Annotated in this window: 1 protein-coding gene; it reads left to right on the top strand. The window is 53.1% G+C overall.

All coding sequences use genetic code 11. The features are described 5' to 3' along the window. The first annotated feature begins 154 nt into the window (after positions 1-154). Positions 155-769: an urease accessory protein UreG gene (gene ureG, locus NZ705_12490; GenBank protein MCS7293761.1), complete on the top strand. Its 615-nt coding sequence runs from the start codon at positions 155-157 to the stop codon at positions 767-769. The last annotated feature ends 173 nt before the right edge of the window (positions 770-942 follow it).

Genomic DNA, 942 nt, shown 5'->3' with positions numbered 1-942 from the left:
CGCTTGCGTCGCTCCTCTGCCGTCAAGGCTAACGTCCCTGTCACCAGCGCTGACGTACCCCGCTCCAGTAACACAGCGGCGTAGGTAGCCATTGTTACGAATCGTCCTTTAGGCCATCTTTACAATCGCATTATAGGGGTTAGGAGTAGCAGAAATGGCGGTCTTACACGTCGGCATTGCTGGACCGGTAGGGTCAGGAAAAACCGCCCTAGCGGAAGCGCTTTGCAAATCGCTACGGGATAAGTACAGCATTGCCGTGGTGACCAATGACATTTACACCAAGGAAGACGCTCTCATCCTGACCCGCGCCCAAGCTCTCAGCCCTGACCGGATTGTCGGCGTCGAGACTGGTGGTTGCCCCCACACTGCCATCCGGGATGATGTGTCTATCAATCTGGCGGCGATCCAAGCCCTAGAACAACAGTTTCCCGACCTCGAACTGTTGCTGGTCGAAAGTGGCGGCGACAATCTCTCGGCCACCTTTAGCCCTGAACTGGTGGACATTACTATCTTCGTCATTGACGTGGCCGCCGGCGACAAGATTCCCCGCAAGGGTGGCCCTGGCATCACCAAATCCGACCTGCTGGTGATCAACAAAATTGACCTAGCGCCCTACGTCGGAGCCGACTTGGGGGTCATGGAACGGGACGCCCGCAAAATGCGCGGCAATAAACCCTTCGTCTTTACCAACCTCAAGACAGGGGCTGGGCTGTCTCAGGTCATCGATTTTCTCTCCCCTTTTCTCCCTCAAAAAATCGTTCCGGTCTAACCCCTAACTTTTGTATAGTTGGATACAGTTAATTGCTTGGCCTTTGACTGATGATGGCCCATAGTCTGAATTGTGTCTTTGACAGCAGATTCATGCGGTTAGAAGTTACTGGTTTGATTAGTGAGGAGGACTTTCTTTCATGACTGTAATGAAACGCCGTCGCTTTTTGGTTT

Source organism: Gloeomargarita sp. SKYB120 (assembly GCA_025062155.1).
Taxonomy (GTDB): Bacteria; Cyanobacteriota; Cyanobacteriia; order Gloeomargaritales; family Gloeomargaritaceae; genus Gloeomargarita.
This window is presented reverse-complemented; position numbering and strand designations above follow the sequence as displayed.

Coding starts and splice junctions, on each gene's coding strand:
- ureG (MCS7293761.1), top strand. CDS start 155: ATGGCGGTCTTACACGTCGGCATTGCTGGACCGGTAGGGTCAGGAAAA.